Below are 26,964 nucleotides of genomic sequence, written 5' to 3' on the forward strand. Positions count from 1 at the left end.
TACGTGCTATTCGCGCTCGAACCGGAAGCCGACTCCACGAACCGTGGTGATGTAGCGCGGCTTGGCGGCGTCGTCCCCCAGCTTGCGTCGCAGCCACGAGATGTGCATGTCGAGTGTCTTGGTCGACCCCCACCAGTTGGTGTCCCACACCTCGCGCATGATCTGCTCGCGGGTGACGACCTTGCCGGCGTCGCGGACCAGCACGCGCAGCAGGTCGAACTCTTTGGTGGTCAGGTGCAGCTCCTTGTCCCCCATCCAGGCGCGGCGCGAGTCGGCGTCGATGCGCACGCCCTGGACCACGGGGGTCTCGGACGTGCCGCGCCGCAGCAGCGCTCGCACCCGGGCGAGTAGCTCGGCGAGCCGGAACGGTTTGGTGACATAGTCATCGGCCCCCGCGTCGAGACCGACCACGGTGTCGACCTCGTCGACGCGGGCCGTCAGGATGAGTACTGGTGTGCCGTGCCCTTCGGCGCGGATCCGGCGGGCCACCTCCAGGCCGTCCATTTCGGGCAGGCCCAAATCGAGCACGATGAGGTCGACGCCCCCGGACAGAGCCCTTTCCAGGGCCTGCGGGCCATCGGGGCTCACCTCCACCTGGTAGCCCTCTCGGCGCAGGGCGCGCGCCAGGGGCTCGGAGATCGAGGTGTCATCCTCGGCGAGAAGTACGCAGGTCATAAAGCGATCGTAGGACCTTAGGCGATCGTTTCCCGGGTACAGCGCGCGGTTTGACTCGTCGTTGACCCACCAATTGACCTGGGCAAAGACGGAGAAACGGGGAGGAGCCCTCCCGCACTACCTGGTACCCCAGGAGCCCCACTCGTACCCCTGCCGAGTGGCCCCGGCTTCCCCGGAACGATCAGGAACCGGACTCGCCGGGAAGCTCCAGGAACCGCTGGACGTACAGAGGCTCACCGAGCTTGTCCAGCAGGTGCAGTTCGGTCTCGAGGTAGTCGATGTGGTGTTCCTCGTCCTGGAGGATGTCCTCGAAGATGCGCGCCGAGGTCGTGTCGCCGCGCTCCCGCATCAGCCTGATGCCGGGGCGCAGCCGCTGGACGACGCCGATCTCCAGCTGCAGGTCGGCCTCCAGCTGCTCCCGGATGGTCTGGCCGATGTGGAGGGTGCCGAGTTTCTGGTAGTTCGGCAGGCCGTCGAGGAAGAGGATGCGGTCGGTCAGCACTTCGGCGTGTCGCATCTCGTCGATCGACTCGGCCCGGGTGTAGGCCGCGAGCTTGGTGTACCCCCAGTTCTCCTGCATCTTGGCGTGCAGGAAGTACTGGTTGATGGCGGTGAGTTCCGACGTCAGCTGCTCGTTCAGCAGAGCGATGATCTCTGTGTCCCCCTGCATGGCAAACCCCTCGTTCTACGCGGTTGCGGCAAGTTCCTCAGATCGCTTCAGGATCGCACATACCTTCCGCACGCATGTCGCGCAGTCCTTGCCGGCGCCCGTGGCGTCCCGGATCTGCCGGGCGCTCCTCGCGCCTGCGGCGATGCAGTCGTGGACCTCGCTCTCGGTCACGGCCATGCAGATGCAGACGTACATAGGGGAAGGGCCTCTCGCCAGGCAAATAGGTTAGGCATACCTAAGGTAACTCACTTCGGTAAGGCTTGCCTATGTGAGGTACGCCACCGGCGAGAGGCCCTTTCGCCGGGTCAGTGCCCGCGGGCGATCCACTTCTCCAGGTCGGGCGCCTCGGCGCCGATGCTGGTGGAGTCGCCGTGCCCGGTGTTGACGACGGTCTCCGGGGGCAGCACGAGCAGGCGGTCCCTGATCGAGTCGATGATCGTCTCGAACGACGAGTACGACCGTCCGGTGGCGCCCGGCCCGCCCGAGAAGAGCGTGTCGCCGCTGAAGAGCACGCCGAGCTCGGGGGCGTGCAGGCAGACGGCGCCCGGCGCGTGGCCGGGCGTGTGCAGCACGCGCAGCGTCGTGCCGCCCACCTCGATCGTGTCGCCGTCGGCCAGCGGGTCGTACCGCCGGGCCGTGCCGTACACCATCTCCCACAGCACCGAGTCGGCCGGGTGCAGCAGGATCGGCGCGCCGGTCGCGTCCGCCAGGGCGCCCGCCGCGTTGATGTGGTCGTTGTGGGCGTGGGTGCAGACGATCGCCTTCAGCCGCCGGTCGCCCACCGCCTCGCGGATGGCGCCGGCGTCGTGGGCCGCGTCGATCACCACGACCTCACGCTCGTCGCCGACGATCCACACGTTGTTGTCGACGTCCCAGGTGCCGCCATCGAGCGTGAACGTGCCCGACGTGACGATCTTCTCGATGCTCATCGCACTTCCTCCGTATACCGACCCGCTCCGTCACAGGACCACGACGGAACGGAGCACCTCGCCCCGATGCATCTTGGCGAACGCCTCCTCGACCTCGTCCAGCTCGATGGTCTCGGAGACGAAGCCGTCGAGGTTGAGCCGGCCCTGCAGGTAGAGGTCGATGAGCATCGGGAAGTCGCGGCTCGGCAGGCAGTCGCCGTACCACGACGACTTCAGCGCCCCGCCCCGGCCGAAGACGTCGAGCAGCGGGAGCTCCAGCGTCATGTCGGGGGTCGGCACGCCGACCAGCACCACCGTCCCGGCCAGGTCGCGGGCGTAGAACGCCTGCTTGTAGGTCTCGGGGCGGCCCACGGCCTCGATCACGACGTCGGCCCCGTGGCCGCCGGTGAGCTCGCGGATCGCCTCCACCGGGTCGGTCGTGCGGGAGTTGACGGTGTGGGTGGCGCCGAACTGGCCGGCCAGCTCGAGCTTGCGGTCGTCCACGTCCACCGCGATGATCTTGGAGGCGCCGGCGACCGAGGAGCCGAGGATGGCGGCGTCGCCGACCCCGCCGCAGCCGATCACGGCCACCGAGTCGCCCCGCGTCACGCCGCCGGTGTTGATCGCCGCCCCGAGCCCGGCCATCACGCCGCACCCCAGCAGCCCGGCGACGGCCGGCCTGGCGTCCGGGTCGACCTTGGTGCACTGCCCGGCCGCGACCAGCGTCTTCTCGGCGAACGCCCCGATGCCGAGCGCGGGGCTGAGCGGGGTGCCGTCGGCGAGGGTCATCTTCTGGCCGGCGTTGTGGGTGGCGAAGCAGTACCACGGGCGGCCGCGCAGGCACGCCCGGCAGTTCCCGCAGACGGCGCGCCAGTTGAGGATCACGTAGTCGCCGGGGGCCACGCCGGTCACGCCGGGGCCGACCGCCTCGACGACCCCCGCCGCCTCGTGGCCGAGCAGGAAGGGGAACTCGTCGTTGATCCCACCCTCGCGGTAGTGCAGGTCGGTGTGACACACGCCGCACGCCTGCACGTTCACCACCGCCTCACCGGGCCCCGGGTCGGGCACGATCACGGTCTGCACCGTCACGGGCTCGCCCTTGCCTCCGGCGATGACGCCCCGGACTTCGTACGGCATGGTGGGTCCCTCCCTTTGTCGACGCTTCCACGCACGTGGCAGGCGTTCAGAATGGTGACGCGGTGTCACCCCCGTCAAGACCGTCGTAGCACGTAGGGCTGGATCATCCCGAGGCCGCGTGCCGGTCGGCGGCGGATCCGCTGCGCGGTCAGACCGGAGCTGCCCGCCACACCGTCGGCCATGCCCTGGTCCACCAGCACGGTGCACGGGCGGGCGATGGCGGTCAGCCGCGCGGCCAGGTTGACGGTCGTCCCGAAGACGTCGCCCATCACCGGGAGCACCGGGCCGTACGTCAGGCCGACGCGCACCTCCCTGCCCTCGTCGCGGATCACGTCGACCAGCTCCAGCGCGATGCGCGCGGCCGTCTCGGCGGTGGGCGCGGTGAACAGCACCTCGTCGCCGAGGGTCTTGACCAGCCGGGCGCCGTGGGCGGCGACCACGTCGGAGGTCTTGGACTCGAAGTTCTCCACCAGCTCCGCCAGCCCCTGCTCGTCCAGCGAGCGGGAGACCTGGGTGAACGACACCAGGTCGGCGAAGCCCACGGCCAGGGTCAGCCGGCCGGGCAGTGTCTCGGCGTTCATGTCGGTGATCGCCAGCAGCCGCGTGCCCGCCGCGGCGAGCTGGGCCCGCCACACGTGGATGAGGAGGCGCTCGAAGTCGGGCAGGAGCGCCCCCGCGGTCTGCAGGACGCCCGCGAGTTCCTTGTCGGTCGGCGGCTCGGACCGGTCGAGCATCGTCCCGATCATGATCTCGGCCTGCCACTGGGCGAGCCTGGCCGTGGTCTGGCCGAGCGCCCGCGCCAGGCGGACCACGGTCTCCTCGTCGATCACCTCGGCGTCGAGCAGGGCGGCGACCCGGCGCAGCGCCTCCACGTCGGCGTCGGTGAAGGCGGGGGTGTCGTCGGCGGGCGTGGCGAACCCCAGCGCCCGCCAGATGCGCTGGGCGAGCTCCGCGGACACGCCGGCCCGCCCTGAGACCTCGCTCCGCGTGTGGCGGGGCGGGGAGCCGACGAACAGCCGCTCTATCTGGTCGGCCGTCGGACGGGTGACGGCCTCGGTCTCGCGCACCTTCAGGAGGTTACGCCAGGTTCGCGGCATGTCTCACCCGCCGTCGATGTCTCCGTCCGACGCGTCCTCCACCAGCCGGAACAGTTCGGCCCGGACCGTCTGGATCTTCGGGATGTCCCTGAGGTTGATCTCGCCCTTCTCGGAGGCCGACTCCACCACCAGCGTGCCGCAGCCGAGCAGCCGCTCGAGGAAGGTCTGGTCGGAGCTGACGCTGTTGACCTTGGCGAGCGGGATGTCGTCCTCGGACTTGCTCAGGATGCCCGTGCTGATGTTGAACCGGTGGGTCGTCAGGGTGTACGACGTGGTCTTCCACCGCAGGTACGGGATGAACGACCACAGCGCCAGCGCGACCACCGACACGACGGCCACCGCGATCCAGGCGAGGCCGGCGTATTCGTAGTCGGCCGGGATGAAGTAGAACGCCGCGCTCGACACGGCGATGACGAGGATGAGCGCCAGAAAGGGCAAGATCAGGCGCTTGCGGTGCGGATGGAACGAGTGGACGACCCGTTCGCCCTCCGTCAGATGGTTTTCAGCGAGACCCATGGGGCAAATCGTGGCACGTCGATATCCCCGACGTCTGCACGACGGGCCGAGCGAGGCGATCAGCGGGCTCTGACGTGGACGACGTCGCCGACGCTCAGTGTGTGCTCGACGCCACCCGCGCGCACGAGCAGGTGCCCCGAGCCGTCCACGCCCGTCGCGGTGCCCTCCAGCAGCCGATCCCCTGGCAGCTCCACGCGGACCCGGCGCCCGACGGTCGCGCTGGAGGCGAGGTAGGCGGCACGCAGGCCGCAGGCGTCGACGTCGCCGCCGGCCCCCGTCCACTCGCGGTAGTGCGTCTCGATCTCCCGCAGCACGGCCCTGAGCAGCGGGTCGCGGTCGGCGCACTCGGCGCCTTCGATGGCGAGGGACGTCGCGGTGGCCACCGGCAGCTCCTCGGCCCGCACCGAGACGTTCAGCCCCATGCCGACCACGATGCCGTCCTCCACCCGCTCGGCGAGGATGCCGGCCAGCTTGCGGTCGTCGACGAGCAGGTCGTTCGGCCACTTCACCCGGACGTCGACGGCCGCCAACCGGCGCAGCGCCGAGGCCGCGGCGACCGCCACCAGCAGCGTCAGCCAGCCCTGCCGTGCCACGGGCACCGCCGGGCGCAGCAGCATGGAGAAGGTCAGCCCGGAGCGCGCCGGGAGGGTCCACGTGCGGCCCAGACGCCCGCGGCCGGTGAGCTGGTGCTCCGCCACCAGCACCGTGCCCTCCGGCGCGCCGTCGCGGGCCAGGCCCGCCAGGTCGGCGTTGGTGGAGCCGGTGGCGTCCATGACGGTCAGTTGCTTCCACAGACCGCCGGGCCGGATCAGGGCCCTGGTCAGCGCCGCCTGCGAGAGCGGCGGCCGGTCGAGATCGGTGTACGGCGAGTCGGGCACCTCTCCATCCTCCTCCCCCGCCGGCACCGCCCCGACCCGGGGTTCGAGGACGGCCGTCGAGGGGTGATGCTATGAGGGACCCCCGGAGGGCCGGCTGTGAGAGGAACGGGTGAACACCATATGAGCACCACCGAGCACGTTCGCCCTGGTCCGACGACGCGGGTGCGGGTGCGCGAGGTCTCCGGCGGGGCCGCGCGCGACCGGCGCGACGACCTGGCCACCGAGGAGCCCCTGGAGATCCGCGTCGCCGCGGGCGGCGCCACGCGCACCCTTGCCGTCACCATGCGGACGCCGGGGGCCGACTTCGAGCTCGCCGCGGGCTTCCTGGCGGCCGAGGGCGTCGCCGGGCCGGACGACATCCACTCCATCGCCTACTGCACCGACGAGGACCTCCCGCCCGAGGCCCGGTACAACACGGTCACCGTACGGCTGCACGGCGCCCACCTGCCGGAGCTTCCCACCATGCACCGGCATTTCATGACATCGAGCGCCTGCGGGGTCTGCGGCACCGCCAGCCTCGACGCGCTGCGCGAGCGCCGGCGCTCGCTGTCGGCGGGTGAGGCCACCCTGCCGCCCGTTTCGGCCGAGGTGCTGTACGGGCTGCCACGGCGTCTGCGGGAGGCCCAGGGCATCTTCGGCAAGACCGGCGGCCTGCACGCCGCGGGCCTGTTCACGGCCGACGGGTCGCTGCTGGCGCTGCGGGAGGACGTGGGCCGCCACAACGCCGTCGACAAGCTCGTCGGCTGGGCCCAGATGAACCACATGGCACCGCTGAGCTCCCACCTGCTGCTCGTCAGCGGCAGGACGAGCTACGAGATCATGCAGAAGGCCCTGGCCGCCGGCCTTCCCATGGTCTGCGGCGTCTCGGCCCCCTCGTCCCTGGCCGTCGACCTCGCCCGCGAGTTCGGCATCACCCTGGTCGGCTTCCTGCGCGACCAGCGCTTCAACATCTACGCCTCCCCCGAGCGGGTCAGCCTCGCGGATCGGTGACGGCCGCGAAGTCGCCGACGAAGCGGGTGAGGAGGCGGGCGAGGGCGGCGCGGTCCTCCTGCGGCCAGGCGGCCGTGGCTTCGGCGATGACCCGTTGACGGAAGGCGTGGATCCCGTCGAGAGCGGCCCGTCCCTCCGGGGTGAGCAGCAGCAGTGATCTGCGGCCGTCGGCCTGGTCGGCGGCGCGGCGCAGGAGGCCCGCCTCCAGCGCCTGGGCGGTCAGGCGGCTGGCGCGTGGCTGGTCGACGCCCAGGGCGGCGGCGGCCTCGGTGACGGTCGGGGCGGAGCCGCGCGCGGTCGCGGTGTCCACGGCGTCGAGGAGCTCGAAGACGGCGTCGGGCAACTCCTCCCGGCCACCGCGTTCCCTGGACAGCCGCGCCAGCGCCCTGCGGGCCTGCGACCGTCTGATCGCCACCATGGCCTGCTCGATCGCGGCCACGTCCTCGCCGTGTGTCATCCGTAGATCTTCCCTCGCGGTCAATTTCATGTATATTTCCAACTACATGTCATTCTACATGCATTGGAGAAGGCTCATGCCCGCGACCGACAAGCCGATCGGCTACTGGGTCAAGCACCTGCACAACCTGCTCGAAACGCTGCTGGACGCCCCCCTTTCGGACGAGAGGCTGAGCAGGCGTCACTGGCAGACCCTCAACCTGCTCAGCCAGTCGGACCGTACCGTGCCGGAGCTCGAGCAGGCGCTCAGGCCGTTCTGGGAGGAGGGCGCCATCGACCTCGCGACGGTGCTCGATGGACCCGACGGCCTGGTCACACGAGGCTGGGTCGAGACCTCCGGCGAGGCGCTGTCCCTGACCGAGGAGGGCCGGGCCGGCCACGCCCACGTCGCCGACCGCGTCAACCGGGCCCGCCGCCTGGTGCTCGACGGGCTCAGCCCCGAGCAGTACGTCGAAACCGTGCAGAACCTGTCGGTCATGACCGAGAACGTCGAGAGGTTCCTCGCCGGCGCCAGGTCCTGAGCCGGCACCGGCGGCCCGAGAGGAAAGCCCCGCCGGCCCGAAGGACGGCGGGGAGTGATGCCTCGGCGCGACCGCCCCTCGCGGCGGAGCGTACGAAGGCTCAGCCGGTGTTCTGCAGGCCCGCGGCCACGCCGTTCACGCTCAGCAGGAGGAGCGTTTCGAGACGTTCACGCTCTTCTTCGGGCATGCCTTCGGCCGCCTCGGCGCGGAGGGCGGACAGGGCGCGCAGCTGCAGGTGGGACAGGGCGTCGACGTACGGGTCGCGGAGCTGGACCGCGCGGGACAGCACACGCCTGCTCTCCAGCAGCCACGAATGCCCGGTCACCTCCAGCACCAGCTTGCGGGTCAGGTCGTACTCGGCGAGCACCTGGTCGGCGAAGTCCTGCCTGCCGCCCAGCGCGAGGTAGCGGGCGGCGATCTGCCGGTCGGTCTTGGCCAGGGACATCTCGGCGTTGTCGATCAGCGAGGCGAACAGCGGCCACTCGCGGTAGGCCTGCCGCAGCTCCTCGATCCCCGGCCCGCCCTCGGACGTGGCGGCGAGCAGGCCGCTGCCGAGGCCGTACCAGCCGGGGAGGTTGACGCGGGTCTGCGCCCAGGCGAACACCCACGGGATCGCCCGCAGGTCGTCCAGCGACCGGGGCGCGCCGAGGCCGCGGCGGGCGGGACGGGAGCCGAGGCGAAGGGAGCCGATCTCCTCCAGCGGGCTGACCAGCCCGAACCACTCGGGGAACCCGGGCGCCTCGGTGAGCGAGCGGTAGGCCCGCTCGGAAGCGGAGGCGACCTTCTCGGCCAGCAGCCGGTAGCGGGCGGCGGCGTCGGCGGTACGGGCCTCCACCGAAGGTGTGGAGGCGAGCAGGACGGCGTTGGTGACCTGCTCGATGTGGCGGTGGGCGATCGCGGGATGGCCGTACCTGGCGAAGATCACCTCGCCCTGCTCGGTGACCTTGAACCGGCCGGCGACCGAGCCGGGGGCCTGGGCGAGCACGGCGCGGTTGGCGGGCCCGCCGCCCCGGCCGAGGGCACCGCCGCGGCCGTGGAACAGCGTCAGCCGGACGTCGTTGGCCAGCGCCCACGAGGCCAGCTCGGCCTGCGCGTCGTACAGCTTCAGCGTGGCGGCGGCCGGGCCGAGCTCCTTGGCCGAGTCGGAGTAGCCGAGCATGACCTCCAGGCGGCGGCCGTTGGCGGCCAGGCGCTCCTGGACGGCGGGCAGGCGCAGCATGCCGGTGAGCACGTCGGCGGAGTTGGCGAGGTCCTCGCCCGACTCGAACAGCGGCACGACGTCGAGGACGGGGGCACGACCGCCGAGGGCGTGCCCGGCCAGCTCGTACACCGCGGCGATGTCGTCGGCCGAACGGGTGAACGACACGACGTAACGCGAACAGGCCCGGACGCCGAACCGCTCCTGGATCCAGGCGATCATGCGGATGGTCGCCAGGACCTCCTCGGTGCGCTCGGACGGCCTGCCCTCGGCGATCTCCTTCAGGGCCGCGGCGTGCACCTGGGAGTGCTGGCGGACCTCGAGCTCGGCCAGGTGGAACCCGAAGGTCTCCACCTGCCAGATCAGGTGCTGGAGCTCGCCGTACGCCTGGCGGGTGGCGCCGGTGGACGCCAGCGAGGCCTGGCACGCGCGAAGGTCGGCGAGCAGCTCGTCGGGCGAACGGTAGGCGAGGTCGAGATCGCGGCGGCGGGTGGCGGCGATGCGGGCGGCCACGAAGAGCAGCCACTGGCGGTGCGGCTCGCGCGGCGAGCGCTTGCTGAGCTCGGCGACGAGCTCGGGGTGGTCGTCGGCGGCCACGGCGAGCCTCTCGGCGAGCTCCCTGCTCGGCGGGCTGTAGAGGGCCGAGGTGGTGAGGGTGCGGCCGATGCGGGTGGTGGCGTTCTCCAGGGCCGTGAGCACGTGCTCGGCCTGGATGAGGACGGCCTCGCGGGTGACGCGGGCGGTGACGTTGGGGTTGCCGTCGCGGTCGCCGCCGATCCAGCTGCCGTACCTGATGAACGCCTTGGCCTGCGGCTCGCGGGTGCCGGACCCGTCGGCGAGCGCGGCGTCGAGGGACCGGTAGACGCGCGGCACGGTGCGGAACAGGGTCTCGTCGAACGCCGACATCGCCGTGCGCACCTCGTCGAGCGGGTCGAGCTTGGTGTGCCGGAGCTGGGCGGTGCGCCACAGCAGGTCGATCTCCTCGAGGAGGCGGCGGTGGGCCTCCTCGCGCTCCTGCGCCCCGCGGTCGGGCGCGTTGTACTCGGCGAGCTGGGTGCTGATGCGCTGGATCGCCGTGACCACGGCCCGGCGGCGGGCCTCGGTGGGGTGGGCGGTCAGCACCGGCCGGAACTCCAGCTCGTCGATCATGCGGGCGAGCTCGCCGGGGCCGAGGTCGTGCTTCAGCTCGTTCACGGCCTGCGCCAGAGAGTCGGACAGCGGCGCCTCGCCGGTGTCCCTGGCCCTCAGCGTGCGGATCCGGAAGTGCTCCTCGGCGAGGTTGACCAGGTGGAAGTAGCAGGTGAACGCCCGGGCGATCTGCACGCTGCGGTCGACCGGCCACTCGGCGACCAGCGCCGCGACCTCGTCGACGGACATGTCCCGCCTGCGGGCGGCGATCACCGCTTTGCGTAGCCGTTCGACGTCGGCCAGAAGGTCGGGACCGCCGTCCTCGGCGATCACTCGGCCGAGCAGCTCGCCGAGCAGGCGCACATCCGCGCGCAGCTCGTCGGGCATCTCGGAGACGGCGCTGTGGCGTTCGACACCGGAACGCTGTGCCTGGTGAGAAGCGGTGGCGGCCATACCACGAAGGTTATCCATACCGCTTCGAGAGCTGGATACCAGTCTCACCAATTGGACTAGACCATTGTGTGTACAGCACATGAACGGCCGCGAGCTGCGGAGATCCTTCAGGCGGGCCGGGAGACGGCGGCCAGGATGTCGGGCAGGCGGGCGTAGCCGATGACGGAGGCGAGCCGCCGCCCCCCGTACGCCGCCGCCAGGCCGTACGGCACCACGACCGCCGCCGTCCAGGTGAGGCCGAAGAGCACCGGCAGCACGACCGGGAGCGCCAGCACGCCGGTGCCGAGCATCGCGCCGAACGACCCCACGAACGCCACGCCGCCCTGCCCCGGTGCCGCGCTGGTGAAGGCGTTGATCCGCTCGGGATAGGTGTAGGGCAGGATCACGCTGGTCACGGCCCCGACGCCGAGCGCGACCTGAAGGAGGCCGGCGGCGGTGAGCAGGGCGGGGACGGCCCAGAGCAGGCGCCCCGCGACCAGGGCCGCCGCGACCGACACCACGGCGAGCAGCGGGACCGCCACGAGCGATACGGCGAGGTGACGTCCGGCGAAGTCGGCGCGCAGCCGGCGGGCGTCGGAGTAGACGATCGCGTTCATCCACAGGGCCCGCCCGTCGATGCCGAACGCGTTGGACGCCTGGAGCCCGATCATGAGCGCCGCGATGCACGCCGGGACGACGGCCATGGCCGGTCCCCGCAGGCCGTGCTCGCCGCTGTTCAGGGAGATCATGAACACCCCTGAGAAGCCGACGGCCGCCATCCAGCCCATGCGTCCCCGTGGTTCGCGCCGGATGTACTTCAGCTCCTTGGCGACGACGGCGCCGAGCGCCCCGCCGGGGACCAGGCCGTCGAATCGGCTGCGGCGCACCGACCCGACCTGGGTGGAGGAGTCGGCGGTGACCATGGCCCTGCGCAGCGCGGCCATCCACAGCGAGCCGATCGTGAGCACCGCCAGGGCCAGCGTCGCGACCTCGGCGAGCGCCAGGGGGCCGCCGTCCGCGATCGCGTGGGCGGCCATCCCCGGCGGCCCCCACCGCACCAGCGAGGCGAGCCCGGCGAGGAAGCCCCGCGGATCACCCCCGAACCCCTGGTTCAGCAGCAGGTTGGGCAACTGGGTCAGCAGGATCACCACGACCGCGCCCACGGCCAGCAGGTCGCGGCCCCGGCGGGTACGCAGCGCGCCCGACAGCGCCGTGGTGACGGCCCGCGACGCGACCAGGCAGAACGCCACCTGCAGGACGACCGCCACCAGGCCGATCAGCACCCCGGTGAGGCTACGGGAGAGCCCGACCACGGCCCCGAGGAGGAAGGCCAGCGAGGCCAGGGGCCAGGGACCGGTGGCCGAGGCGGCGAACATGCCGACGGCCATCTGCCGGGCGGTCAGCGGGAAGAGCGCGAGCCGCGCCGGGTCGAGCGTCTCGTCGACGCCGAAGACGAGCAGCGGGCCGACGACCCACACGAGCGTGAGCGCGGTGAACGCCACCATCCCGGTGTCGAGAGCGACCTCGGCGGGCGCGAACCGCAGCAGGCTCATCAGGACGAAGCCGCCGCCGGCCACCAGCACGGCCGCGAGCACCGTGAAGACGAAACCGACCTGGCGCATGGTGTCGCCACGCAGGTTGCCCGCGATCAGGCGCAGCTTCAGGCGGACGAACAGCCAGGCCACGGCGCTCTCACCTCCACCCGGTCACGGGGACGACGAGCCGAGCCACGACAGTCCCTCCTCGCCGTTGCCGCGCGCGCCCACGAGGTGGAGCAGGGCCTCGTTGAGCGTCTGGCCGCCGCGGACGTCGCCGAGCGGGCCCTGGGCGACGATGTGGCCGTGGTTCATGACCGACACCCAGTCGCACAGGCGCTCGACCAGCTCCATCACGTGGCTGGAGAACACCACGGTCGAGCCGGAGGCGGTGTAGCGGCGCAGGACCTCCACGAGGGTGTTGGCGCTGACGGGGTCGACCCCCTCGAAGGGCTCGTCGAGAAAGAGCACCTCCGGGTTGTGCAGGAGCGCGGCGGCCAGGCCGATCTTCTTGCGCATCCCGGTGGAGTAGTCGACGACCAGTTTGTCGGCCGAGTCGGCGAGGTCCATGACCTTGAGCAGCTCCTCGGCACGCCGCGCCACCTCGTCCTTCGGGATGCCGCGGATCTGGCCGTTGTACGACAGCAGCTCGCGCCCGGACAGCCGTTCGAACAGGCGCAGCCCTTCGGGCAGCACGCCGACGCGGGACTTCACCGCGACCGGGTCGCGCCACACGTCCACCCCGCCGACCTCCGCGGTGCCCGAGTCGGGCAGCAGCAGACCGGTGATCATGCTGAGGGTGGTGGTCTTCCCGGCGCCGTTGGGCCCCACCAGACCGGCGAAACTGCCGCGCGGGACCACCAGGTCGACCCCGGCGACCGCCACCTGCGCGCCGAAGCGCTTGAACAGCCCGCGCGTCCGGACCGCTTCCGGGACCCCGGGCGTGCCCGCCGGATCCGCCGAGCCGGCCCCACCGGCGAGATCGGTCATCCCGTCACTCTAACCGCGCCGGACGCCCCGGGGGCGGCGCGGCAGGTGGTTCGCCGGGCACCGGGTGACCGGCGAGATCGGCGGAGAGCTAACCTACCGGCATGAGTGCTGAGCCCGTTCCCCATGTCGAAGGTGTCGACCCGCACACCACCGCGGGCAAGATCGCTGATCTGGAGCGACGCCTCTACGAAGCCGCCCACGCCGGATCCGCGCGGGCCGTCGAGAAGCAGCATGCCAAGGGCAAGATGACCGCCCGCGAGCGGCTGGTCGCGTTCCTCGACGAAGGGTCGTTCGTGGAGTTCGACGAGCTGGCCCGCCACAGGTCGTCCAACTTCGGCCTGGAGCGCGAGCGGCCGTACGGCGACGGCGTCGTCACGGGCCACGGCACGGTCGCGGGCCGGCCGGTCGCGGTCTTCGCGCAGGACTTCACCGTCTTCGGCGGCTCGCTGGGCGAGGTCTTCGGCGAGAAGATCGTCAAGGTCATGGACCACGCCCTGAAGACCGGGTGCCCGGTCGTCGGCATCAACGACTCCGGCGGCGCTCGCATCCAGGAGGGCGTCGTCTCGCTCGGGCTCTACGCCGAGATCTTCAAGCGGAACGTCCACGCGTCCGGCGTGGTGCCGCAGATCTCCCTGATCATGGGCCCGTGCGCCGGAGGCGCGGTGTACTCCCCCGCGCTGACCGACTTCGTGCTCATGGTGCGCGAGAAGTCCCACATGTTCATCACCGGCCCCGACGTCATCAAGACCGTCACGGGCGAGGAGGTGACGTTCGAGGAGCTCGGCGGCGCGCACACCCACAACTCCAAGTCCGGCGTCGCCCACTACGAGGCCTCCGACGAGAACGACTGCCTGGAGTTCGCCAAGGCGCTGCTGTCGTACCTGCCGTCCAACAACATGGACGACCCGCCGGTCTTCGACTCCCCGGCCGACCTCACGGTGAACGACCTCGACCGCGAGCTCGACACGCTCATCCCCGACTCGGCGAACCAGCCGTACGACATGCACCAGGTGATCGAGCACGTGCTCGACGACGGCGAGTTCCTGGAGATCCACGCGGGCTTCGCCCCGAACATCGTCGTGGGCTTCGGCCGCGTCGAGGGCCAGTCGGTCGGCGTGGTCGCCAACCAGCCGATGAGCTTCGCGGGCACGCTCGACATCGCCGCCTCCGAGAAGGCCGCCCGCTTCGTCCGCACCTGTGACGCCTTCAACATCCCGGTGCTGACCTTCGTCGACGTACCGGGCTTCCTTCCGGGCACCGACCAGGAGTGGAACGGCATCATCCGGCGCGGCGCCAAGCTGCTGTACGCCTACGCCGAGGCGACCGTGCCGCTCGTCACGGTGATCACCCGCAAGGCGTACGGCGGCGCGTACGACGTCATGGGCTCCAAGCACCTCGGCGCCGACATCAACCTGGCGTGGCCGACCGCCCAGATCGCCGTCATGGGGGCCCAGGGCGCGGTGAACATCCTGTACCGGCGCGAGCTCGCCACCGCCGAGAACCCCGAGGAGGAGCGGGCCCGCCTGATCTCCGACTACGAGGACACCCTCGCCAACCCCTACCTCGCCGCCGAGCGGGGGTACGTCGACGCGGTCATCAGGCCCTCCGACACGCGGGTGCAGATCGTCCGGGCGCTGCGCGCGCTGCGCAACAAGCGCCAGACGCTGCCGCCGAAGAAGCACGGCAACATCCCCCTCTAGGAGGCGTCGATGGACCAGCCCTTTCTGAGGATCATTCACGGTGAGGCCACTCCGGAGGAGGTCGCCGCACTGGTCATCGCGGTGGCCTCCCGAGCCTCGGCACCCTCTCAAACCCCCCGAACCCGGGGCGCGTGGCGCAACCCCGAACATCTCATGAGAAAGGCGTTGCCAAAGGGACCAGGTGCCTGGCGATCGAGCTCACGACCGCATTAGATCTCTGGAAGTGGGTGTCAAGCGCGCTAAGAGTTGGGACTATCTAGAAATGGGGGAATATAGTCAGCCGATCATCGCCTAGGACCGAGGCCTGGAGGAGAGCATGGCAATCCCGGACCTCACACCGCATCCCGTGGCGGCGAAATACGCCGTCCTCGTGGACGTCGGCTACCTGTACGCTGCGGCGGGCGAGGTCCTCCTGGGTGCCAAAGAGCGCAAGGAATACCGCGTCGCCGCCGACGAGCTCATCCAGGCGCTCAAGAAGCACGCGATGGAGCGCATCCCCGGTGAGCTGCTGCGAGTCTACTGGTACGACGCCGCGCGCGACCGGGTACCCACCGTCGACCAGCGCGTCATCGCGCAGCTTCCCTGGGTCAAGGTACGGCTCGGCAACCTCAACGCGCGGGGGCAGCAGAAAGGCGTCGACGCGCAGATCCGGAGCGACCTGGAGGCCCTGGCCCGCCACCACGCGGTGAGCGACACCGTCCTCATCGCCGGGGACGAGGACATGGTGCCCGCCGTCGAGGCCGCGCAGACCTTCGGCGTCCGCATCCACCTGTGGGGCGTCGAACCTCCCTACGGCACCAACCAGGCCGAACGCCTGGTGTGGGAATCCGACACCGTGGAGGAACTGACCGCCGACTTCCTGCGGCCCTACTTCAGCCGCGCCGCCCAGGTCGTACCCGCCGCCGCGCCGTCGCCGCCCTCGCCCGCGCAGGTCTTCGCCGGCCGCACCGCGATCAGCGCCAAACCGGCGTTCAAGAGCCCGGGCCAGGTCACCAAGCTCGGCCCGAGCCGCCCCAGGGTCGAAGAGGTCGGCGAGCACGTCGCGCAGAAGTGGATTCTCACCCGAGGCCGCGACAACATCCGCGACCTCCTCCCCGGCCCCCTCCTGCCCACGGTCATCGACACCGAGCTTCTGATCGAGGCCGAAAAGGAACTCGGCCACTCCCTGCGCCCCTACCCCGAGGCCAGGGTGTGGCTCCGCGACGGCTTCTGGGCCAGGGTCTACCGCGAGTTCGACCTGGGAGTAGGCATCTCCACCAAATAACCCCCATCCGGCCCTCGCGAAAGGACAGCCGCGCCCTAACCCCGCACGCCCCGCACGGCGGAACCACCCCCGGCCCTCGCCTCCACTTCCCGGCGCCGCGACGGCGAGAAGGAGGTACGGCGAAGTCGGCGCCGCCGTACGGTGGGGGCCGGACAGGGTGGACGGTCGTGTCCGATTCTCGCCAGCCGCCCTCTGTGAACAGGACATAACGTCGTACTCGTGACCCCACACCAGACTCTCGACTTCGACTCCTGCTACCGCGCGGTGAGTGCCAGGGACACGAGGTTCGACGGGCGCTTCTACACCGCCGTCACCTCGACGGGGATCTACTGCCGGCCGATCTGTCCCGCCCGTACCCCGGCGCGGCGCAACGTGCGGTTCTACCGGCACGCCGCGGCGGCCGAGGCGGCCGGCTTCCGTCCCTGCCGCCGCTGCCGCCCCGAGCTCAGCCCCGGCGACCCCGGCTGGGACGTCGGCGCTGATCTGGTGGGCCGCGCGCTACGGCTGATCGACGACGGCGTGGCGGACGAGTACGGTGTCGCCGGCCTGGCGAACCGTCTGCACATCACCGAGCGGCACCTGCTGCGGATCTTCACCGGGCGCCTCGGCGCCGGCCCGCTGGCCGTGGCCCGGACCCGGCGGCTGCTGCTCGCCAAGCAACTCCTCACCGAGACCTCGCTTCCGATCACGGACGTGGCGTTCGCGGCGGGCTTCGGCAGCGTGCGGCAGTTCAACGCCACGATGAAGGAGGCGTACGGCTTCTCCCCGAGCGACCTGCGCCGGACATCAGGGCCGGTGACCCGCCCGGTCGGCCCTTCGGGCGCGGCGACTCCCGGCATGCCCGCGACCCTGAACCTCCGGCTCGCCCATCGAACCCCCTACGACTCCGGAACGCTCTTCCGCTACCTCGCCGCCCGCGCCATCCCCGGGGTCGAGGAGGCCGACGCGACGGCGTACCGGAGGGCCGTGCCCGGCGGGCTGATCACCCTCGTCCCCGGCGACGGCCATTTCACCCTGTCGGTCACCCTCGACGACACCCGTCACCTGGCCAGGATCGTCGCCCGCTGCCGGCGGCTGCTCGACCTGGACGCCGACCCGGACGCGATCGCCGCGGCACTCGGGACGACCGCCCTGCGCCCCCTCCTCGCGCTCCGCCCGGGCCTGCGCGTGCCCGGCGCCTTCGACGGCTTCGAGCTGGCGGTCCGCGCGGTGGTCGGCCAGCAGGTGTCGGTGGCGGGGGCCAGAACCCTGCTCGGCAGGATCGCCGCCCGCGCCGGCATGCCCGCCAAACCCTGCGACATCACAACAACCGCTGCCCACCCCGAGCCGGGCGCGACCGTCTCGCCGTCTGGGAGCCCGAACGGCGACCACCCCCGGCTGCTGTTCCCGACGGCCGAACGCCTGGCGGAGGCGGACCTGACCGGCCTCGGCCTCACCGGACGGCGCATCGCGACCCTGAAGATCCTCGCCGAGAAGGCGGCCACCGGCGAACTCGACCTGGACGGCGGAGCCGACCCCGCCGAGACGGCCTCCCGGCTGCTGGCCATCCCCGGCATCGGGCCATGGACCACGGGCTACATCGTGATGCGCGCCCTGCACGACCCCGACGCCTGGCCCACCGGCGATCTGGGCCTGCGCCGCGCCATGAAGGCCCTCGACATCACCGAGGACGACATCGACCGCTGGCGCCCCTGGCGAGCCTACGCCGCCCTCCACCTATGGAGCTCCGAACACCCCTGAACCCTGCACCAACTCATGATTAGCTCTGCGTGAGTATATGAATACGTATAGTGTTCACGTCGTGCCGACCCGAGAACATGAAATCTTGCTTGAGCTCATTCAAGAACGGCCATCCCTCGCAGCCGACCTGCTGGAATTCGTCCAACCGGGCGCCGTCCCCGCCTTCAGCATGGCACGCGTGGAGTCAGGAGATCTAAAAGAGCACACGCCCACCGAATACCGGGCCGACACCGTGGTGAGCCTACACTCGGGAGAGCGGTCGGTGACGGCGCTGATCGTGGAGGTCCAGCGCGGCAAGGACACGAACAAACACTGGAGCTGGCCCGCCTACCTCGCCACACTCCGCGCACGGCTGCGCTGCCCGGTGATGCTGCTGGTGGTCAGCCCCTCCCGCCAAGGTGCCCGCTGGTGCGGCAGTCCGATCCCTCTGGGCCACCCCGGACTTGTCCTGACCCCCCTGGTGCTGGGCCCCGACGAGGTCCCAGTGATCATCGACCCTGACCAGGCCCAGGCCAACCCGGAGCTGTCAGTGCTCTCCGCGCTGCTCCACAGCCGTGACCCCGAGGCCGAAAAAGTCCTGGCGGCCATGCTCGACGGGCTCGAGCACATCGAGTTGGAGCAGGCGCAAGGTTATATTGACGAGGTCCTGGCCATTCTTCCCTCAGTGGCCCGGCGACTCCTGGAGGCGATGTTGAGCACACGAACCCGCGAGTACAAGAGCGATTACGCCCGCCACTACTACGGGAAGGGCGAGGCCAAGATGCTCCTCGCGGTGCTGTCCGCGCGCGGGATCGACGTGCCGGACGACGCCCGAGCGCGCATCACCGCGTGTACCGGGCCGCCACGGCCGAGTCGATCGACGATCTGTTCGTCTGAGTTCTCGGCCTCGCCACGCCCCTCCACCGACCGGGCCCCTGTGATCTCGATCTGAATGTTCGGGATCACAGGGGCCCGGCGGCTTCTGGGAGTCGGGTCAGTCCTTGCGGACGATGCTCTGGACCTCGCCCACCGGGACGTCCCTGGTGGCCGTGGACTGGACGGGCTGGAAGGTGAGGCCGCCGCCGGTCACGGGCCAGACCGTGGTCACGGTCAGCACGTACGTCCTGCGGGGCTGGTCGGCGGAGGCGCGGAGGTAGGTGACGCCGCAGGTGAAGTCGCCGGCCTTGGCGTACGGCCGGCCGGTCCCGCCGCAGCCGGTGGTCGTCACCTGCGCGCGGTCGGGGGACGTGCCGGGTTTGATCTCCAGCTTGCCCAGGGTGGCGGTCACCGTGGCCGACATGACGCCGGGGATCTCGGCGGTCACCGACCGGGAGGTGGGGCCGATTCCCGTCAGCCAGACCCAGGTCGGGAGGTTGACGTAGCTCTTGACGTCGGGGCTCAGGTTGATCTTGGGTTCGGGGACCGTCAGCGCGGCCCGGGCGAGCTGGTAGAGCTCCTGCAGCGTGATCCCGCCGGGCGGCGTCCCGCCGGCGGGCACCCACACCGCGCCCTGCAGCCCCGTCCAGCAGGACAGGCCGTCGGGGTCGGCGGCGTTGTAGGCCGGTGTCCACCACCGGCCGTCCTTGCCGACCTTGTCCTTGTACTGCTCGAGGAACTTGTCGAAGTCGGTGTCGCCGTCCGGGTTGGTGTGGACCCACCAGTCCTTGACCTGCTGCTGCCTGTTCAGCATGTCCTGGGCGTTGTCGCCGGGTTCGTACCAGCAGGGACGCTTGACGCGGTACCCGTCGCTCTTGGCCCCGAGGCCGTCCCCGTGCAGCACGATCCGGGAGTTGCGCAGCACCACGCCGACCGTGCGGTCGTGCTGGATCGCCTGGCCCTTCGGGCCCGCGGGATCGTCGAGGGCCGCCGGGAACGCCGGGGCGGCGGCCAGGGAGACCGAGACGGCGGTCAGGGAGGCTGCCAGGAGGAACGACAGCAGTGCTCTCATCTGCGGCACTCCTTCGCTCGCTGTTGGGGGTAGCTGGCGTGCAGGTACGCCTTGATGCGGTAGACGCCGTCATCGCCCTTCCGGACGGCGGCGATCTGGAGGTAGACGGCGGCCGGCCGGCGGGTCCAGGCGGGCTGGCTCTCCATCGGACGCCCCGTGTCGGCCTCGGTGACGCGCACGCCCGACTCGTCCACGCAGGCGTCCACCTCGGCGCCGCGCCCGCTGACCGAGGCGATCCGGACGCCGTACAGCTTCGCGAGCCCGGTCACCGACTCGCGCCGGTCGACGAAGCCGCGCACCCAGCCGTAGGCGTCCCGGCTCGCCTGGTCCTCGACGCCCGCGAGGTAGGCGGTGTCCTGCCCCTGGCTCGTCACGGCCTTCCACGACGAGACGTATCCGTCGACGAACACCTTGGCCAGCGCCTGCTGCGTGGCGTCGAGCCCCGAGGGCCATTCGACCGAGACGTTCATGCCCGGCGCGACCGGCACGGTCTGGACGGACTCGGCCGACAACGCGCGCGCGCCGAGCGGGGTCGGTGTCCCTTCCGCGGAGCCATCGCCGGCGGAGACGGTCCCGGTGCCGCCCGACGGGAGGTCGCCTCCGGGGGTGAACGGGCGGTCCGCGCCGGCGCCCGAGCAGCCCGTGCCCAGTAGCGCGACGGCGGCGAGGGCGACCCGCATCCGCATGCCGACGACGCTAATCACCCTGTTGCCGGTAGAACCAGCGTTTTGCCGGTATCGGTATGGCCTCCACCGATCCGTGGCCGCCTTGCCCACCGCCGCCGTCCTTCTCCTGCTCATCGCGCCTCTCGGTCTCCGTGCCGGTGCCCGTGTGACCGGCTCACGCGGACGGCTTCGAATGCAGCCGCCACGCCGGCAGCAGCTCGTCGATCAGGGCCTCGGTCTCCGGCGCCATGCCGCCCCCGTAGGGATGGGAGGCGGCGCGGCGGCGCAGACCGTCGACGACGGCCCGCAGCTTGAGCGGGTCGCCGGTGGCGTGCGCGGCCCTCAGCAGGTCACGCCAGAGCCCCTCGTCGTCGGCGGCCAGCAGGAGACCGGCCCGTACTGCCGCCACCGCCCCCTCGGCGTCGCCGTGGGCCAGGCGCACCTCGCACAGCCGGTGGGCGGCGTCCGCGACGCTCGCCGCCACCTCGTACTCGAGATCGTCGGCGGCGAGCCAGGCGTAGCGCCCGCGCGGCCTGCCGTTGAGCAGCGGCCCGCGCACCAGGCCGAGCGCCTTGTCGAGCAGCACGGCCCGCGCGCCCGGGTCATTGTGGGAACGCCTGACCAGCTCGCGGAACAGCTGCCAGTCGCTGCGCACCTCCGGGCCGAGCCGCAGGCGTCCGGTGTCGTCGGTACGGAGGTTCGGCCGGCCCTCGCTGTCGGTGCCCAGCCATTCGGCGACCCGGGCGATCGTGGCGTCGCGGACGACGGCCTGTACGCCGCGCGGCCACAGGATGCCGCCGAGCACCACCGGGTGCACCCCTGCCGGATGGGTGGCCAGATAGACCACCATCTCGCATGCCAGCTCGGCCCGGCCCTCCTCGAGCGGCGGCACCGGCCCGATCTCGATCGGGCCGAGGATCCCCACGTTGATGGTGGGAGTGGTGGTGAACTCGCGCGGCGGCTCCTCCTCGCGGATCGGCTCGCCCTCGCGGCGCTCGGCGGTACGGAACAGCTCGATCACCGCGTCGTAGTGCCGGCGCGGCAGCAACTGCGCCGCCACCGTGACGCCGAGGGCCTCGAGCCGAGCCTTGCCGTCCTCGGTGATCTCCCACGTCCACGTGGCGCGCGGCAGATCGCCCGCGATGACGTACCCCGCGGCCATTCGGGTGCCGGCGCGCCCGAGCCTGGCCAGGCGGGCGGCCTCGTCGGGGTCCGGCTCGATGGCCGACAGCAGGAAGTGCGGAGGCCAGGCCGGGTCCGCGGCCCGCCCCTGGACGCGGCCCGTCAGCACCTGGGCGTTCACCGCGGCGGTCTCTTCCGCCCTCGCCTCCAGCTCCGGCAGCACGTCGGCGAGGCTGCCGGCGACCCGGACGCGGTGGGGAGCGATCGTGGCCAGGTCGTCGCCGAACCCGACCAGCGTGACGCGCATCTGGTCGGACCAGCGGTTGGTGGCGAGCTCGACCGCGAGCGCGGCGAGGGCGTCGCGGACACGGTGACCGGTCATGGCGATCACGCCGTGGGCGGCCTCAAGGTCGACGAGCACGCGTCCGGACTCGGTGACGCCGAGGGAGACCAGGCCGGGATACGGGGCCGGAGCGTCGGCGAGGGCGTGTTCGTCGATGGCCCGGCCTTCGTGGGCGAGCAGCCGCCAGGTGCGCCCGCCGTCGTGCGCCTGCCAGGGCTCGGGCGCGTCCGGCTCGGGCGGGTGGACCCACAGGTCGAGCCCGCGGGCGGACAGGTGGACGGCGTAGATCGTCGGGGGGACGCGACCCTGCTCGGCGAGGAGCTTGCCGAGCAGGCGCAGCGCGTTGTCGAGCATGCGGCTGCCGGGGGCGTCCGAGCCGAGGCGGAGCGCGACCTCGACGGAGGCGGCGTCGCCTCTCGGGCGGGTGATCCGGTGGCCGAAAGCGCGGTACCAGAGCTGCTCGCGCCGGCGCCGGCCGAGTGCCGCCAGCAGGCCGGCGGCGGCGAGCGAGCCTCCCGCGAGGTAGTCGACGAGGTCGAGGCCGCCGCCCTGGTCGATGCTCGCCGGCTTCTGGGGCCGATCGCGCTGGTCAGCGCCGGAGTCGGGTCTCTGGGCGCCTTCCCGGGTCCGCTCCTGGTCCGGGTGGTGCGGCTTCTGGCGGCCTTCGTGCCCGTCGGTCTTCGCGGTCTTGCCGGGCGTGACCTGGTGCGGGACCTTGGGGACCACCGAGACGGCGGGGACCTTCGGCACGGGGGGCAGGTGGTAGGTGCGCTGGGAGACGGGGGGCGGCGGCAGGGCGATGCTGGTCCCGTCCCGGCCCGCGGTCTGGTCGTCACCGGGCCGTCCCTGCGCCCGCTCGTCGCCGCCCTGCTGGTGCCCGGCCTGCTCGTGGCCGGCGTCGGCGTGGTCACCGGTCGCCTGGGAAGGGGCGAAGTGGGTGCGGCCGTCGAGCTCGGCGGGCTTGCCCGAGTGGTTCTTGAGAGTCGTCTCGCGGTCCTCGCCGACGGGGACGACGTGGACGTTGCGCGCGTCGTCGGGCATGTCGAGCACCCAGCCCGGCCTGATCAGGTCGGCCATCTGGAGGCGGGAGCCGTCGGGCTGCACCTTGTGCTGGTTGAGCCGGTAGATCTCGTGGTATCGCCGTCCGTCGCCGAGGCACTTGTCGGCGATCTCCCACAGGCTCTCGTGGTGCCGCCCGTGCGGAGGCTGCACGACGTACACCTTCTTGACCTTCTGCACGGCTTCGAGGGGGGCGTGCCGCTCCTCGGGGATGGGCGCGGTCAGCGCCGCCGCGACCACCGTGGGCCGCGCCACCGGCGGCGAGGAGGCGATGCTCCCGATCGGCACCGCGACCGCGGAGGCGGTGAACAACAGCAGCGCGGCGGAGACCAGCCGGTTGGCCAGGGCCTGCGGCCCGCCGGACAGCGGCACCCGTACGGGCATGCCGATGCTGCGGATCCCGGAGTACACCTCGACGATCACGCAGACGACCAGCTGGAACCAGGTGAGCCACACCAGCAGCACCAGGATCGCCACGGCGGTGCCGGTGCTGACCTGCCTGGTCAGGATCTCGCCGTTCAGCAGCTCGGTCGGCGGCGGGGCGAAGCGGAGGAGGGCGTACGGGACACCTCCCATGAGCGCGGCCAGGGCGATGAGCGCCGCGATGCCGGCGATCACGTCACCGACCGTCCGTCGCGGCCGGATGCGCCGGACCGGCGCCTGCCGGGCGGCGGCGGACGGCGGGCGCGATGGTGGCCTGCGTGACGTCGTCATCCCTCTCCCTCCTTCGTCTCCATCAGCTGCTCACCCGGGGGACGGCTACTGGCCGCCGGGGTCGGGGGCCGCGGTGGCGGTGCCGGACATGGCGGAGCCGGCGAATCCGAGCGCGGCGAGGAACACGGCGTTCCAGCGGACGCTCACCGCGACGGTGACCTCCGCCTGCCCGGCGCCGGTCCGGCACCGGGTGAGCCGGACGCCCGGGTCGCCGTGCTCGCTCACGATCTTCCGCGCCTTCCCGCAGACGGCGCCCTCGTCGCCGAGCAGGCGCACCTGCCCGGTGGTGTAGAGGGTGTCGACGTCGAGCTGGTCGGCGGCGGCGCGGGCCGCCTGCTCGGCGATGTCGGACGCCCGCAGCCGCGCGTTGATCGCGGCCCCGCCGTCGACCAGGAGGCCCGCCAGCATGAACACCACGACCGAGAAGATCACCACGAACACCGACATCGAGCCGCGATCGCCCCGGGGCCGTCCCGCCGGCCGCTCTCGCGCCGGTCCACTCGCCTGACGGCCCGGCAGGCGATGACGCGACGGCGATCCCGGCACCGGAACGACCGGAACCCGCTCCCGCGGACCGTCGTGGAGCGGGACGGTCGCCGGCCCGGCGGCCCGGGTCATCGGATCCTCCGGAACTGCTCCAGCGGCACCACCGAGGTGCCTTTCACCTGCTTGACGGCGCCGAAGCCGAGGAAGCCGAGCTTCAGCTCGCACGTCACCGCCGCGCGGACGCTGCCACCCGCCTTCCAGTCGTCGTGGGACAGGCTCACCAGCGGCGCGCACTGGCCGCGCAGGGACGACCCGGCGGCCTGCTCGGCCGCGCTCCGGGCCGCCGTGAACGTCCGCTGCACCGAGGCGGCGCGCGCGGCGTCCCTGGCGGCGCCGTTCACCTCGCCCTGCGCCTCGACGACGCGGCCCGCCCCGACGAGGAACATCAGGAAGAGCAGCAGGACGGGGGCGAGGAACACCGTCTCGACCGCCATCGACCCCCGGTCGGATCCGGATGGGCCCTCCCGCCGTACGGCTCCTGGCACGCCATCATGAGCCGGCAGCGAGCGCCGTACGACACCGCATCGGGGCTCGCCGACCGGCGCCGGTCCGTCCAGGGGAGGGAGCACGACCGTCCGGGTCCGCCGGGAGCGCGTCACGGCTTGCCGCCGGTGCCGCCACCCCCGCCGCCTCCACCGAAGTTGCTCTGGATCTCGGCCTGTTTCTGGGTGACCAGCGTCTTGATCAGCGTGGCGAGCCCGAGGGCCACCCCGGCGATGATCGCGGTGATGATCACCCACTCGACGGCGGAGGCTCCTCGCGAGGGAGCGTTCCTGGCACGGTCGATCCGCACGTTGAGCACGGCGACCAGATAGGTGAGCCACGGAGGTGTGAACATCTACGACCCCAACATCTTCATCGCTGCCGGATAACTGAGGAAGATCACGAATCCCGCGCAGAGCAGGAGCTGGGCGACCAGCATGGACTGTGAGCGCTCCCCCGCCTGCCCCTCGACCTCGGCGAGCTCGCGCCGCCGCATCGTCGCGGCGCGGGCGGTCAGGGACGCGCGGACCTTGGCGCCGTCGTCGGCGACCAGCCCGAGAGCCGCCGACAGGTCGCGCAGCTCGTCGACGTTGATCTCGTCGCCGAGCCGGCCGAGCGCCTGCCAGGGGGTGATGCCGACGATGCGGGCGTTGGCGAGCGCCTCGCGGATGCGGGCCATGGCCCAGTTGGACGAAGAGCCGCCGTCGCCGACCGACACCGCCATGAGCAGCGCCTCGGGCACGCCCCTGCCGCCCGCGAGGTTCATCGCGACCAGGTCGAGGAAGGCCCCGACCGCGTGCCGGAAGTCGCGCCTGCGCGCGGCGGCGTCACGGCGGATCTGCAGGTCGGGGAGGAAGAAGAAGATCAGCGCGACGATGAGGGCGGCCCACAGCGGCACCTGGAGCGACACGTCCCAGGCCATCAGCGCCAGCCACCCGGCGAGGATCGGGAACGCCAGCAGCCCCGACACCGCGAGCAGCACCTTGGTGGCGAGGTACCCCTCGAAGGACCGGCCGAGCAGGGTGAGGTCGGCCCGGGTGGAGCGGACCTCCCAGCCGCGCGAGGCGTAGAACTGCGCCAGCCGCACCCCGAGGTTCCTGCGGAAGGCGCTGACCTCCTCGTCGGGGCTGATGAGCTGCAGACGGAACGCGTCGTCGCCCTCACGGGCGGAGTCGATCGCGAGCAGGCGGGAGACCAGGCCGGGCCTCGCGGGGAACAGCGCCCTGACCAGCAGGAACAGCCCGAAACCCAGGACGGCTCCCGCGAGCACGGTCTCAGCCATGGACGCCTCCGGAGATCAGCTCGCGCTCCAGGGGGGCGCTGGACGCGGGGCCGAGCAGACGGGCGGGCTTGTCGAACCGGGCCAGGCGCCGCATCCAGGCGAACCCCGCGCCGAACAGCCCGGCCACGACGACGAGGACGGCCTGTCCCAGCAACGAGTCGTACTCCTGCACGTAGGACGGGTTGAAGACGACCAGGGCGGCGGCGAACGCGACGGCCGTACCGACCACGATCTGCACGCTGCGGCGCGTGGAGCGGCGTTCGGCCTCGACCCGGCCGCGCATGTCGAGCTCCTCGCGGGCGGAGACGGCGAGCGCGCCGAGCACCTCGCGAAGGCCGGGCCCGCGCAGCCGGGCGTTCAGGATGAGCGCGGCGACCACCAGGTCGGCGGAGGGGTCGTCGAGCTCGTCGGCGAACAGCCTCAGCGCGTCGGGGAGGGGCATGCGGGTGTGGAGGCGGTCTACCAGCGCCCGAAGGTGCGGGCGGAGCATCGGGGCCGCGGCCCTGATGGAGGACGGAATGGCCTGCTCCAGCCCGGCCGCGCCCGCGATGGTGTCCCTGAGCGACTCGGTCCAGGCGGCCAGGCCTTCGAGCCGCTGCATCGCCGCCCGCTCCTCGGCCGCGCCACCGGTCAGTCCGCGCCAGGCGAGGACGAGCAGCACCGCGCCCGCCGCCATGACGGGCCAGCCGGTGATCACCAGCACCAGGCCGCCGGTGATGGTGGCGACCGCCGAACGGGTGGACAGCCTTCGGACCAGCTCGCGGCGGCGCGCTCCCCGGTCGGGCGTGGCGGGCCGGGGCGACAGCCCGTACAGGGCGAGCCCGAACAGGAACAGCCCGCCTCCGATCGCCGCGCCGGCGAGGAGCGCCAGGGGATCGAACAGCCCGGCCGGCAACGGGATCACGGCCGCCCTCCTCGCCGGGCGGAGGCACGGGGGCCGCCTGCCCACCGCCGCACACGAGCGCGCGGAGGCGCGGCCGGTCGAGGG

General features: G+C 71.9%; 27 protein-coding genes. 7 read left to right on the forward strand and 20 right to left on the reverse strand.

The features are described from left to right. Positions 1 to 6: 6 nt before the first annotated feature. From KIK05_RS02000 to KIK05_RS02035, 8 genes are all read right to left on the reverse strand, one after another. Entirely contained in the window at positions 7 to 675 is a 669-nt protein-coding gene (locus tag KIK05_RS02000; protein ID WP_030451323.1) for a response regulator transcription factor, read from the reverse strand. Between the two features lie 181 nt (positions 676 to 856). Beyond that, positions 857 to 1,345: a bacterioferritin gene (gene bfr, locus KIK05_RS02005; protein WP_214408749.1), complete on the reverse strand. Its 489-nt coding sequence runs from the start codon at positions 1,343 to 1,345 to the stop codon at positions 857 to 859. A gap of 15 nt (positions 1,346 to 1,360) precedes the next feature. Further along, positions 1,361 to 1,540 (reverse strand): (2Fe-2S)-binding protein, encoded by a 180-nt coding sequence (locus KIK05_RS02010; RefSeq protein ID WP_214408750.1) that lies wholly within the window; start codon positions 1,538 to 1,540, stop codon positions 1,361 to 1,363. A gap of 110 nt (positions 1,541 to 1,650) precedes the next feature. Beyond that, complete coding sequence (locus KIK05_RS02015) at positions 1,651 to 2,274, reverse strand: MBL fold metallo-hydrolase (protein ID WP_214408751.1); 624 nt, start codon at positions 2,272 to 2,274, stop codon at positions 1,651 to 1,653. Positions 2,275 to 2,304: 30 nt separating this feature from the next. After that, positions 2,305 to 3,390 carry an S-(hydroxymethyl)mycothiol dehydrogenase gene (locus KIK05_RS02020; RefSeq protein WP_214408752.1) on the reverse strand — a complete coding sequence of 362 codons (1,086 nt, stop codon included), beginning with the start codon at positions 3,388 to 3,390 and terminating at the stop codon, positions 2,305 to 2,307. A 74-nt stretch (positions 3,391 to 3,464) separates the two neighbouring features. After that, positions 3,465 to 4,457 (reverse strand): adenylate/guanylate cyclase domain-containing protein, encoded by a 993-nt coding sequence (locus KIK05_RS02025; RefSeq protein WP_308249701.1) that lies wholly within the window; start codon positions 4,455 to 4,457, stop codon positions 3,465 to 3,467. A 33-nt stretch (positions 4,458 to 4,490) separates the two neighbouring features. Beyond that, positions 4,491 to 5,003 carry a PH domain-containing protein gene (locus KIK05_RS02030; RefSeq protein WP_214408754.1) on the reverse strand — a complete coding sequence of 171 codons (513 nt, stop codon included), beginning with the start codon at positions 5,001 to 5,003 and terminating at the stop codon, positions 4,491 to 4,493. Between the two features lie 59 nt (positions 5,004 to 5,062). After that, positions 5,063 to 5,881, reverse strand: coding sequence for a biotin--[acetyl-CoA-carboxylase] ligase (locus KIK05_RS02035; protein ID WP_214408755.1), 819 nt, complete (start codon positions 5,879 to 5,881; stop codon positions 5,063 to 5,065). 120 nt (positions 5,882 to 6,001) lie between these two features. Between KIK05_RS02035 and fdhD the strand changes: the two genes are divergently transcribed. Continuing rightward, complete coding sequence (gene fdhD / locus KIK05_RS02040) at positions 6,002 to 6,871, forward strand: formate dehydrogenase accessory sulfurtransferase FdhD (RefSeq protein ID WP_214408756.1); 870 nt, start codon at positions 6,002 to 6,004, stop codon at positions 6,869 to 6,871. On the opposite strand, the gene KIK05_RS02045 is transcribed toward fdhD, so the two are convergent. Next, positions 6,852 to 7,328 carry a MarR family winged helix-turn-helix transcriptional regulator gene (locus tag KIK05_RS02045; RefSeq protein ID WP_214408757.1) on the reverse strand — a complete coding sequence of 159 codons (477 nt, stop codon included), beginning with the start codon at positions 7,326 to 7,328 and terminating at the stop codon, positions 6,852 to 6,854. The two genes, fdhD and KIK05_RS02045, sit on opposite strands and share 20 nt — an antisense overlap. Before the next feature lie 76 nt (positions 7,329 to 7,404). On the opposite strand from KIK05_RS02045, the gene KIK05_RS02050 reads away from it, so the two are divergent. Then, positions 7,405 to 7,848: a winged helix DNA-binding protein gene (locus tag KIK05_RS02050; RefSeq protein WP_214408758.1), complete on the forward strand. Its 444-nt coding sequence runs from the start codon at positions 7,405 to 7,407 to the stop codon at positions 7,846 to 7,848. Positions 7,849 to 7,948: 100 nt separating this feature from the next. Here the strand turns inward: KIK05_RS02050 and KIK05_RS02055 are convergent, their stop codons facing one another. From KIK05_RS02055 to KIK05_RS02065, 3 genes are all read right to left on the reverse strand, one after another. Beyond that, positions 7,949 to 10,627, reverse strand: coding sequence for a phosphoenolpyruvate carboxylase (locus KIK05_RS02055; protein ID WP_214408759.1), 2,679 nt, complete (start codon positions 10,625 to 10,627; stop codon positions 7,949 to 7,951). Positions 10,628 to 10,734: 107 nt separating this feature from the next. Beyond that, positions 10,735 to 12,291 (reverse strand): hypothetical protein, encoded by a 1,557-nt coding sequence (locus KIK05_RS02060; RefSeq protein WP_214408760.1) that lies wholly within the window; start codon positions 12,289 to 12,291, stop codon positions 10,735 to 10,737. A gap of 21 nt (positions 12,292 to 12,312) precedes the next feature. Further along, positions 12,313 to 13,131 carry an ABC transporter ATP-binding protein gene (locus KIK05_RS02065; protein WP_214408761.1) on the reverse strand — a complete coding sequence of 273 codons (819 nt, stop codon included), beginning with the start codon at positions 13,129 to 13,131 and terminating at the stop codon, positions 12,313 to 12,315. A 101-nt stretch (positions 13,132 to 13,232) separates the two neighbouring features. Between KIK05_RS02065 and KIK05_RS02070 the strand changes: the two genes are divergently transcribed. The 5 genes from KIK05_RS02070 (at position 13,233) to KIK05_RS02090 (ending at position 18,766) form a co-directional block, all read left to right on the forward strand. After that, the gene (locus KIK05_RS02070; RefSeq protein ID WP_214408762.1) at positions 13,233 to 14,831 is read left to right on the forward strand and encodes an acyl-CoA carboxylase subunit beta; all 1,599 of its coding nucleotides are present in this window, start codon (positions 13,233 to 13,235) and stop codon (positions 14,829 to 14,831) included. A 9-nt stretch (positions 14,832 to 14,840) separates the two neighbouring features. After that, positions 14,841 to 15,044: an acyl-CoA carboxylase subunit epsilon gene (locus tag KIK05_RS49365; protein ID WP_214408763.1), complete on the forward strand. Its 204-nt coding sequence runs from the start codon at positions 14,841 to 14,843 to the stop codon at positions 15,042 to 15,044. A gap of 103 nt (positions 15,045 to 15,147) precedes the next feature. Then, positions 15,148 to 16,095: an NYN domain-containing protein gene (locus KIK05_RS02080; protein WP_214408764.1), complete on the forward strand. Its 948-nt coding sequence runs from the start codon at positions 15,148 to 15,150 to the stop codon at positions 16,093 to 16,095. Between the two features lie 219 nt (positions 16,096 to 16,314). Continuing rightward, positions 16,315 to 17,835, forward strand: coding sequence for a DNA-3-methyladenine glycosylase 2 family protein (locus KIK05_RS02085; protein WP_214408765.1), 1,521 nt, complete (start codon positions 16,315 to 16,317; stop codon positions 17,833 to 17,835). Between the two features lie 61 nt (positions 17,836 to 17,896). Then, positions 17,897 to 18,766 (forward strand): hypothetical protein, encoded by an 870-nt coding sequence (locus KIK05_RS02090; protein ID WP_214408766.1) that lies wholly within the window; start codon positions 17,897 to 17,899, stop codon positions 18,764 to 18,766. 42 nt (positions 18,767 to 18,808) lie between these two features. On the opposite strand, the gene KIK05_RS02095 is transcribed toward KIK05_RS02090, so the two are convergent. The 8 genes from KIK05_RS02095 to KIK05_RS02130 all read right to left on the reverse strand — a co-directional run bounded on the left by KIK05_RS02095 (position 18,809) and on the right by KIK05_RS02130 (position 26,880). Then, positions 18,809 to 19,762 carry a hypothetical protein gene (locus KIK05_RS02095; RefSeq protein ID WP_214408767.1) on the reverse strand — a complete coding sequence of 318 codons (954 nt, stop codon included), beginning with the start codon at positions 19,760 to 19,762 and terminating at the stop codon, positions 18,809 to 18,811. Then, on the reverse strand, positions 19,759 to 20,448 hold the full coding sequence (locus KIK05_RS02100) for a hypothetical protein (protein ID WP_214408768.1): 690 nt from the start codon (positions 20,446 to 20,448) through the stop codon (positions 19,759 to 19,761). Before KIK05_RS02100 ends, KIK05_RS02095 begins: the two co-directional genes overlap by 4 nt. Positions 20,449 to 20,602: 154 nt before the next feature. Then, on the reverse strand, positions 20,603 to 23,665 hold the full coding sequence (locus KIK05_RS02105) for a bacterial transcriptional activator domain-containing protein (RefSeq protein ID WP_250562092.1): 3,063 nt from the start codon (positions 23,663 to 23,665) through the stop codon (positions 20,603 to 20,605). Between the two features lie 45 nt (positions 23,666 to 23,710). Continuing rightward, a complete protein-coding gene (locus KIK05_RS02110) occupies positions 23,711 to 24,112 on the reverse strand; it encodes a pilus assembly protein TadG-related protein (RefSeq protein WP_214408769.1) in 402 nt (133 codons plus the stop codon). A gap of 167 nt (positions 24,113 to 24,279) precedes the next feature. After that, on the reverse strand, positions 24,280 to 24,645 hold the full coding sequence (locus tag KIK05_RS02115; RefSeq protein WP_214408770.1) for a TadE/TadG family type IV pilus assembly protein: 366 nt from the start codon (positions 24,643 to 24,645) through the stop codon (positions 24,280 to 24,282). Positions 24,646 to 24,806: 161 nt separating this feature from the next. Continuing rightward, on the reverse strand, positions 24,807 to 25,049 hold the full coding sequence (locus tag KIK05_RS02120) for a hypothetical protein (protein WP_214408771.1): 243 nt from the start codon (positions 25,047 to 25,049) through the stop codon (positions 24,807 to 24,809). Continuing rightward, entirely contained in the window at positions 25,050 to 25,976 is a 927-nt protein-coding gene (locus KIK05_RS02125) for a type II secretion system F family protein (RefSeq protein ID WP_214408772.1), read from the reverse strand. Then, positions 25,969 to 26,880, reverse strand: a complete 912-nt coding sequence (locus KIK05_RS02130) for a type II secretion system F family protein (protein ID WP_214408773.1) — start codon at positions 26,878 to 26,880, stop codon at positions 25,969 to 25,971. Before KIK05_RS02130 ends, KIK05_RS02125 begins: the two co-directional genes overlap by 8 nt. Positions 26,881 to 26,964: the final 84 nt, after the last annotated feature.

Origin of the sequence: Sphaerisporangium fuscum (assembly GCF_018531465.1) — a bacterium.
Lineage (GTDB): Bacteria > Actinomycetota > Actinomycetes > Streptosporangiales > Streptosporangiaceae > Sphaerisporangium > Sphaerisporangium fuscum.